A 9,031-nucleotide genomic window follows, 5' to 3' on the forward strand; every position below is an offset into this window, starting at 1 on the left:
TCAGAGTGGTGGAGCTACTCCGAATCAGAACAAGCGAGCCAGAGTGCCTCTGAGTCCGAGTTCTATAGCCTGAGCCAGAGTGAGTGGGAATCGATTTCCGAATCTCAAAGTCACTCAGAGTCAGAGTGGTGGAGCTATTCCGAATCAGAGCAAGCAAGCCAGAGTGTCTCCGAGTCTGAGTTCTATAGTCTGAGCCAGAGTGAATGGAAATCGCTTTCTGAATCTCAAAGCTCTTCAGAATCAGAGTGGTGGAGCTACTCCGAATCAGAGCAAGCCAGTCAGAGTGTTTCCGAGTCCGAGTTCTATAGCCTGAGCCAGAGCGAATGGGAATCGATTTCCGAATCTCATTCCTTGAGTGAGATGATTTCTCATCTACTTTCTGAGTCCGAGTCGTTAAGTTTGAGCGAAATCCTCTATCTCAGTGAGTCCGAATCCTTAAGTCAAAGTCAACAAATATCTGAATCTTTAAGTCAAAGTCAGAGTGTAGCTGATTCGGTGAGTTTCAGGAAAGCATCCCTATCTCAATCCTATAGTATGTTAGAATCAGAATTTGGTTCCTATAGACAGAGTGTGGCGGAGACAGAAGTATTCGCGCATGACTTGCATGCTTCGGAACGTCTGTATAAGAGCCTCTCTGAACTGGATATGAGCCCTCTAACTCACCAGCAAAAAGTGCAAGAAGTGGTGACGCCTGAAATTTTTGAAGAAGAATCATCTCAAGCACATATTGCTGAGGAGCAACAGGAGCTTGAAAATAGAGAAGAATCAATAAAGAATGTAGATTTGCAAGACTCTCTGAAACATCTGTCTCACTATTCAGAATCAAATGGAACAAATTTAAGGATGACGGAACGCCAACTCTATCACCTACTCAGACCAGGTTCGCAGCCCCTAGCGCGTGACTTAAGAAATGTTGCAAGTGAATTGTCTGGTTTGGCTGCTATTACTCAAAAAAGGGAAGATGAGAAATCCTTCTAAACAGAACTTGCAATCATTAAATAGAAATAATAAAAATCAAAAGGAGCCACTATGATTAGAAATATGATGTCAAATAGTAACAAAGGTTTGGGTACTACAGATGTATTACCAGTTGACCAATCTCGGATAGAAGTTCTGAATGGAACAGTTGACTACAAAAATGTACCTTTAGGATCTTATGATATCCTAGGGAGATTTGCTTCAGTAGGTCAGAGAGATTATACGGAAGAGCTGAATTTAATTCAATCAATGGGTTTTAATGCCTATAGAATCTCGATTTCTTGGGCACGCATCTTTCCAAATGGTGAAGAGCTGCAGCCGAGTGAAGAGGGGTTGAAATATTATGAAGCAATCATCGATGACGTATTAGAAAAAGATATCGAACCGATTGTGACCTTGAGTCACTTTGACCTTCCACTGAATCTATACGAAAAATATGGAGCTTGGAAAAGCCGCAAGATGATTGAACTCTTTGAGCGTTATGCAGAAGCTGTCTTTCAGTACTTTAAGGACAAAGTGAAGTATTGGATTACCTTCAATGAGTTCAACGTTTTGCACCATTTGCCGTTTCTTGGTGGAGGATTGTCTTTTGGAGCAGATGACAATCAAGAACAGGTGATTTGGCAAGCAGCTCATTATCAATTAGTTGCTTCTGCACGTGCAATCAAGCTCGGAAAAGCAATCAACCCAGAGTTTCAGTTTGGTGGGATGATGGTTGTTAGTAAAAACTACAGTCAGCAAACTGAAAATGCTATTGATGTAATGGAAGCAGAAGTCAAAGATAGGGAAAATTATTTGTTTACAGACGTGCAAGTTCGTGGATACTACCCAAATCACTTTTTGCGTCGTTTGGAACGTGATCAAATCGCCTTGGATATTGAAAATGACGACCTCTTTGTCCTAAGAGATGGGAAAATTGACTTTGTCAGCTTCAGTTATTATGCATCAAGCAATTCCCAAGAAGTTTTTATCAACAAATATGCAAGTAATGGCCAAAATCAAAATCGCATTGATTCTGTAGGACTTCGTCTCGTGATGAACAATCTTTACGATCGTTACCAAAAACCACTCTTCGTCGTGGAAGATGATGTGGTCTTGGATGATTCAAATAGCGTAGCAACTGAAGAATTGAAAACAAACATCCAAGAGATCGTGAAAACAGTCGAGTATGATGGTGTGGAATTGCTTGGCTATACACCGCTTACTTGGACGGAACTAAATTTTTAAAATAGGAAGTAATAACTGAATTTCTTCTACCCTAGAAGTAGTGTTCGTATTTTTACTTTTGAAAATGTCTGATCTATCAATCAGACATTTTTTTAGAAATAGATGGATTTTAAGCTAAGTTCGGGTTTTGCTTGATAGCAGCTTAGGATATTTTCCTTGTTTGGAGCTTAGAAAAGAATAGCAATTTGCGCTATTTTATGCTACAATGGGGAGTAGTGGTGTAAATCAGAATAAGTAAGGAATAGAGGGAGCAAAATGAGACTGAAGAAAACATTGTTCGGTAACTACCGTGCTAAGGAAGTCGAAGATTGTATCGAAGCATTAGAGGAAGGATTCGATCGTGAAATTCAAAAGAAGAATGAAAAAATCGAATCTCTACGTAAAAAAATCGACTCTATGAAGAATCAAGAAAAAGAGATCGGTGAAGCAGTCATTTATGCCAAATCTCTTGTCATTGAAGCTCATGATAGGGCCGAAAAAGAAGCTAAAGAAGTGTTAGAAAAGGCACAAAAAGACTACTTGGATACGAGAGAATCTATTCTCGAAGAAATCGATACTCTGACCAAAAAACGGGCAGAGGCTGAGAGATTGTATAATTTACAAAAAGAAAAATTAAAAATATTATCAGTCGAATTGATGATTTTCTAGAACTGGACGATATCGATGGTAAACCAAAAGATATCAAAAAAATTCAAGAATTGCGTAAAGAACTTGATAGACCAGAAGAAGTTGCTAAGGAGAAAGAAGAGGAGGTGCCTGAGAGAGAGAAAGTCCATCTCGAACAACCCCTTGCAAAAACAGGAACAGATAGTACCATCTCTGTCAGCTACATCACTTCACGTCGCGCAAAACCTAAAAAGAAAGACGAAGATAAGTTAGATGATGATAAGGGCAAGAGAATCAAACGTCTTTCAAGAATTAAACGAGATAACTTTTTGTAAGAGGATAATCAAATATGACAATTTATAACATCAATTTGGGGATTGGCTGGGCGAGTAGCGGTGTAGAATATGCGCAGATCTACCGTGCAAAATTGCTTCGTAGTGTGGGCTTAGAAGCGAAGTTCATCTTTATGGATTTTATATCTGCTGATAACATTGAACATTTGACAAAGAATATTGGCTTTGAAGATTCTGAGGTTATCTGGCTTTATCAGCATTTTACAGATGTCAAAATTGCACCGACGACCTATACGTTAGCGCAGGTCTTAGCGAGTTTCGATAAAGAGCCTCTCGAAATTATCCGCGACACCGATATGAAGACGATTCGACTAGTATTTGGTGATGGTGATTTTGTAACTTGTTATGCCTGTGATATGGATAAAGAGTTGATTGAACGCGCCGAAATTGTTTCGCGTGGTTGTTTGATTCAAAAAGAGTACTACACTTATACAAAGAATTTTGTTGAGTATTTTAGTCCGATGAATGGTCATGCGCAATTATATCAACGTACCTGGCTCAATGAAGATGGTAGTGTGGCCTATGAAGAAATCATCAATGAAGTCGATGGTAGACAGGAAACGCAAGTCTATCGTTTCCCAAATCATGTTTTCTATTCTAAGCAAGAGTTTGTCGCGCATTTTATGAGAAGTCTAGCTTTGACGGACAAAGATTTGTTGATCTTAGACCGAGAGACAGATATTGGTCAAGCTATCTTTGCTAATAAGGGCGATGCAAAGCTAGTCGTAATCGTTCATGCAGACCACTTTAGTGAAAATCCTGCTGAGAAAGACTATATTTTGTGGAATAACTATTATGAGTATCAGTTTGAACATGCCGAAGAAGTGGACTATATCATCAACTCGACCGATGCGCAAACGAACCTACTCAAAGAACAATTCGCTCAATATACAACCATCAAACCAAAGGAAATCTTGACTATTCCAGTGGGAAGTCTGGATCAATTGCGTCATCCAGAAGGCGAGCGCAAGCCGTTTGGATTGATTACAGCTTCGCGCCTAGCCAGTGAAAAGCATATCGATTGGTTGATTCACTCCGTAGCGAAGGCGCATGAGCAATTACCTGAAATCACTTTTGATATCTATGGTACGGGTGGCGAAAGAGCCATGTTGGAGCAGTTAATTCATGAGTTAAATGCAGAAGACTATATCCGTCTGATGGGGCATCACCACATGGCAGATGTGTATCGAAATTACTCTGCTTACCTGTCTGCCTCCACAAGTGAAGGGTTTGGTTTGACCTTGTTAGAGGCGGTTGGCTCTGGTCTGCCAATTATTGGTTTTGATGTACGTTATGGAAATCCAACCTTTATCCGTGATGGGGAAAATGGCTACTTGATTCCTGAGGCGCGTCCAGATGATCTGGATGCAATGACAACGGAATACGCAGAAAAGATTGTCCAGCTATTTACTCAACATTCCCAAGAAGATCTATCCCGTGTATCCTACGAGGTGGCAGAACCATATCTTGATGAACATATTGCCCAGCGTTGGTATGATCTTGTTCAATCTGCACAGCATCAGTAGGGATTCGAAAAGAAAGGCATAAACACTATGATTTGTTTATTTGAACGCTATGATCAAGCGAGTTTTGATTTACTACGTTCACTTAAGGCAGCTGGACTAGACTGCCCTGTTGTCGTGATCCGAGACGATGGTTACCTCGCACCTGATGTCGAGTCGCCTTACAGTTACTTTACTGGAGATGTGGCTTCAGAGGACGATCTACCTCTTTATTTTAACCTTGTTCCGAAACCTCATTTGTGGGAAATTCGCTCGAGCAATGTTAATGGTGAAATCTTGGATATGGGTAAGAAACGTGCCAATATCTTTTACCGTCAACCGACACACGAACGTCGCGTGCGTGCAGTCGAGTGGTTGGATGATCAAGGTCGTGTACGCGCTGCTGACATTTACAATCGCAAGGGACGTCTCTTTGCACAGATTACCTATGATGATGCTCAGCGTCCAACTCATACACGTTACTTTAATCAAGATAACGTGACGGTGATTATGGAAAATCATCTAACAGAGGATATTGTCCTAACTCTTGATGGAAAACGCCATATTTTCAATTCTAAGCAAGAATTTGTAATCTTTTACTTGCGATATCGTGGATATGATACAGATCGCATTATCTACAATTCTCTAGCAACACCATTTTTAGTAGCCGTTGGTCTGACTCCGAAAGAAGGACGAGCAGAGGATATTCTTTTCTGGCAGGAGCCAATTGGAGAGGAGTTGCCGGGTAACATGAAAGCGGCGATGCAGTTGCCTCATCGAAACATCCGTATCGCAGTACAGGATAAACAAGTTTATGATAAAATCCTCAAGCTTGCGACACCAAAAGAGAAGAGTTACTTCCGCAATGTCGGTTATCTCTATCAATACCATCGCCTCAATAATATGAATCCAGAAGCTTTGATTCTGACGAATAGTGACCAAATCGAGCAAATTGAACCACTTTTGACTCAATTACCAAATGTTCATTTCCATATTGGAGCGATTACTGAGATGTCAAGTCGTTTAATGGAATTAAATCGCTATCCGAATATTTCCCTCTACCCTAATATTCGTCCAGCTAAGGTGAATGAGCTCTTTGCTCGCTGCGACTTGTATCTGGATATCAATATCAGTGATGAAATTCTCAATGGTAGTCGAACAGCTTTTGAGAATAATATGCTGATTCTCAGTTTTGAGACGACTTGTCACAATCATCGTTTCGTTGCAGAAAGCCACATTTATCCGGTGGAAAATGTATCAGCCATGGTAGGTAAGATTCAGGGAGTTCTCTCTCTTCCGTCTGAAATGGAGGCTGCTCTTGCTAAGCAAAAACAGGCGGCGAATCAGGCTGATCTGGAAGCCTACAAGGCAATTTTATAAGCTAATAAGACAAGGGCTTGCTTTCGATGAAAGCAAGTTCCTTTCTATCAACAGAAAAGGAGGAGCACATGTCTAACAAGGACAATAGCATTTTACAAGAACATATACGAGAACAGCTAGATAATCGAAAGAAACCCCTAAAAAGGGAGAAGCAAGATTTTAGCATGATTGCCGTGCTGGGCGGAGTTCTCTTTCTCGTAACTCTTTTGGTCACACTACTCATGCAGTTGGGACGCTTTTTTTAGGAACTTTTCTGGATGGAGATGGTCTCTAGAAAAGATGAACCTTGATGATTTGCTCGTCAAGGTTTTTTTGTTTCTGTCTAAGTGAACTAGTGTGAAAGGGTGGGGGAAGGAAGAGATTTCGAAAGATAATAAAACGTTTTCAATTATTTGATCCTTGAAAGCGAATTTTAGGTAAAAATTAGGTGTTTTTATTTGTCATTTCGAGTATAATTGCTTGAAAAGGAGGAGCTGTTTTGATAGAATGATAAATGGTATATACTAAATAAAAACGACTGGTATATTCCAGATGGAATCTGCTTTTTCTGAGTCAAAGGGATAAAAACTGAGACTGACTGCGGTTTGATTGTCTCTGGTTTTGAGAGGGTAGCGCAACTACGCTTTGTTAATGATCATGAGGTTAACAAAGGGTCGCATTTTGATGAAAAGAAAGGAAACAAATGTTTCGAAGTAAAAAGTTTAACAAAGATTTCGAGATCGTAGATGAGAAAAAGCGTTATAAGCTTTACAAGTCGGGTAAAAACTGGGTAAAAGCCTCAAACTCTCAATTGGATCTCTTCCGTATCGGTGGTATGGGCGAAGTTGTCTCTAGTACCCTGTCAGACACTGAAGAACTTGATCACGCACACCTTAGTTTTAACACGCTAGCGGGTATAGGGGGAATCCTGGCCGCGGGAGCTGCAGGATTTGTGATGACTCAAGAGCAAACTGTTTATGCGGATGAAACATCTGAGTATGCAGAAAAGGATAAAACAGTCATCGCAGCTGAACCAAAAGCAGCTGAAACAACTGAAACAAGTACTAACTCAATCATCGCTCAAGCGCAAACAGAAGTAAAGAAAGCTCAAGCAGAACAAGCATCTGCCTCAGCTTCTGTATCAGTCAGTCAATCTGTTGAGGCTCAAGCGAGTGCGAGTCAGTCAGCTTCAGTCAGTCAATCTGCCTCAGCAAGTCAGTCAGCATCTGCAAGTGCTTCAACATCAGCAAGTCAGTCAACTGCTCCAGCATCTGAGTCAGCGAGCCAATCAACATCAGCTCCTACATCAGCGTCAGCGAGCGCTCAAGCTTCAACTTCACTAGTTGAGAGCACTAGTGCAACGAGTGGATCAGAAGTACAAGCATCTGTCTCAACTTCTACATCAGCATCACTCAATGCCGATACCAAACCTGCAGCTAGCTTAGCATCAAGCAAACTCGGTGATGCTTTGTCTAGTGCAACTCAACTTAGTAGCCAAGCAGCAACAACAAGCAACAACCTTGCAGCTGGTGTTGTAGCAGATAAGAACCAAGCCCAAGGTAAGGATACAACCAAGCAAGCTGAGAAAAACCAAAAGGTTGACAATACTGTAGCGACTGCACCAAAGACAGGGTATTCTGGATTTAGAGCAAATCCGATCGATACTGGTTCAAAAGAGCCATTCTTTCTAAATACTGACCCATATAGTATCAATTCTCCAGAAACAAGTGGTCGTTTAAATAGACAACGGGTCTTTCTGGGACGAGCAGGTGTTCCTTTCTCGGTAACATATTATATGCATAAGTCTCAATTTGATGCGGACGAATATCCTTACGGTTCATATAAGGATAGTGAGTTGGCAGGACTTTCTCCAAGACAAACTCTAGAGACTCGAAACTGGCAAGAAGCACAAGAGAAATATAATATTACCTCGGAAACAGGTCGTGTGGAAGTGGCTCCTGGACGTTATATTCCATATGTAACTTTCAAGAGTGATAATCCAAAAGCATTTAGAAGTAGTATCAATCTGGATGTGACCTTTGATGGACGTAGCTTTCCTCAAACCAGCATATTCATGAACCTTACTACTACTCAGTTTAAGGGACCTGCTGTAACGTATGATGCCGAAGGGAAAAAAGAAGCACTGGCTCCTCTTGCAAAATATAAAGTAGGAGATACAGTCAATGAAACCTACTATTTCCATAATGATAAACAGTATAGATATGAGCAAGATGCTAGAAATGCTATTACTTTGTACACTGGTAATGGTGGTTGGACCAAACCGATGGGCTTGAGGTTTGTTCAAGGAGTGGAAAGACGTGCTGATTTTACCTATGTTCCTAAAGTCACTGTTACGGGGACTGTTAAAACTGAAAATCCTAATTATCTTGTCAGACATAATGATGGATTGGGAGGTAAGGATGCTGAATTCTTTACCTATCTAGGCCGTCCAGAAGAAGTTGTAACTGAGGCTGCGCAGGAGTCAATTATCAACAAGAGCAAAGACTCACTAATTCCTTCCCCTGAACCACTAATTCCTGAGGTTGAAGTCGGTAAACGAGTTAATGAAACTTTATATGTTCATGATGGTAATAACAAAGGAGATAAGTCTGTTGGTTCTTGGCAAAGTTCTTACCTTGCGGATCAAGCGGTTGAACTGATTCATGGTAAGAAAGAACTAGAAGCTCTTGGATTAACAGTTACTACTAAAACCGCTGAACCAGGGGCTGGTAAAACTGGTTATATCCCATCTATCCAAATTTCTGGAACGCCTACTAAAACAGGAACTGTAACACTTAAATATAAGATTACTGACGAAGCGGGACAGCTTAACTTTAAGGACATTCAAGTAAATGTTAAAGAAAGCGGATCCCTGAGCCAATCAGTTTCAGCTTCTTTATCTGCAAGTCAAAGTGCTTCAGCTTCAGTAAGTTCAAGTCAAAGTGCTTCAGCGAGTGCTTCACTTAGCGCCGGTCAATCTCACTCAGCAAGCTTGAGTGCTAGTCA

General features: G+C 40.8%; 7 protein-coding genes and 1 pseudogene. All 8 read left to right on the plus strand.

What is annotated here, in order from left to right; translation table 11 throughout:
• Window positions 1-978, plus strand: a pseudogene (locus HMPREF0850_RS06610) (hypothetical protein); the annotation flags it as partial.
• Window positions 979-1,029: 51 nt separating this feature from the next.
• The gene (locus HMPREF0850_RS06615) at window positions 1,030-2,205 is read left to right on the plus strand and encodes a family 1 glycosylhydrolase (RefSeq protein WP_000620804.1); all 1,176 of its coding nucleotides are present in this window, start codon (window positions 1,030-1,032) and stop codon (window positions 2,203-2,205) included.
• A gap of 255 nt (window positions 2,206-2,460) precedes the next feature.
• The gene (locus tag HMPREF0850_RS13100) at window positions 2,461-2,853 is read left to right on the plus strand and encodes a hypothetical protein (protein ID WP_001237383.1); all 393 of its coding nucleotides are present in this window, start codon (window positions 2,461-2,463) and stop codon (window positions 2,851-2,853) included.
• Between the two features lie 50 nt (window positions 2,854-2,903).
• Window positions 2,904-3,146 carry a hypothetical protein gene (locus HMPREF0850_RS13105; protein ID WP_001224409.1) on the plus strand — a complete coding sequence of 81 codons (243 nt, stop codon included), beginning with the start codon at window positions 2,904-2,906 and terminating at the stop codon, window positions 3,144-3,146.
• A 14-nt stretch (window positions 3,147-3,160) separates the two neighbouring features.
• Window positions 3,161-4,690 carry an accessory Sec system glycosyltransferase GtfA gene (gene gtfA, locus HMPREF0850_RS06625; protein ID WP_000158470.1) on the plus strand — a complete coding sequence of 510 codons (1,530 nt, stop codon included), beginning with the start codon at window positions 3,161-3,163 and terminating at the stop codon, window positions 4,688-4,690.
• 27 nt (window positions 4,691-4,717) lie between these two features.
• On the plus strand, window positions 4,718-6,046 hold the full coding sequence (gene gtfB / locus HMPREF0850_RS06630) for an accessory Sec system glycosylation chaperone GtfB (RefSeq protein ID WP_000562905.1): 1,329 nt from the start codon (window positions 4,718-4,720) through the stop codon (window positions 6,044-6,046).
• A 68-nt stretch (window positions 6,047-6,114) separates the two neighbouring features.
• Window positions 6,115-6,291: a hypothetical protein gene (locus HMPREF0850_RS0103250; RefSeq protein ID WP_000066117.1), complete on the plus strand. Its 177-nt coding sequence runs from the start codon at window positions 6,115-6,117 to the stop codon at window positions 6,289-6,291.
• A 437-nt stretch (window positions 6,292-6,728) separates the two neighbouring features.
• Window positions 6,729-9,031, plus strand: a 2,303-nt coding sequence (locus HMPREF0850_RS13220) for a KxYKxGKxW signal peptide domain-containing protein (protein ID WP_025168376.1), incomplete at its 3' end; no start/stop codon positions are given.

Source organism: Streptococcus sp. M143 (assembly GCF_000162495.1).
Classification (GTDB): domain Bacteria; phylum Bacillota; class Bacilli; order Lactobacillales; family Streptococcaceae; genus Streptococcus; species Streptococcus dentisani.